Consider the following 340-nt stretch of genomic DNA (forward strand, 5'->3'; position numbering starts at 1 on the left):
TGTTTACTGTTCTGGTTCGACATCTTTCGATGTCCGTTCTTAAAAAATCTCTTTAAAGAATTTTCAGGGTTTGTTGTCTATTGTTCAGTTATCAACGTTCTTTGTTGTTGCCGTTTCATGCGACAGCTTTTATATTATATCAAATTGCTTCATGTTTGTCAACAACTTTTTTTTATTTCTTTTTTGCTGTTGTGAAGCAGTTCCTCACGCGACAGCTTATTTAGAATAGCATATTCACCAAGGCTTGTCAACAGCTTTTTGATTTCTTTTTGCAATTTACTTTTTTCAAAGTTTTCGTCTGAATATTCCCATACTCATGCTCGAATTTTTATGCAAAACT

Origin of the sequence: Coprococcus sp. LG101-27 (assembly GCF_027695515.1) — a bacterium.
GTDB lineage: Bacteria > Bacillota > Clostridia > Lachnospirales > Lachnospiraceae > Allocoprococcus > Allocoprococcus comes.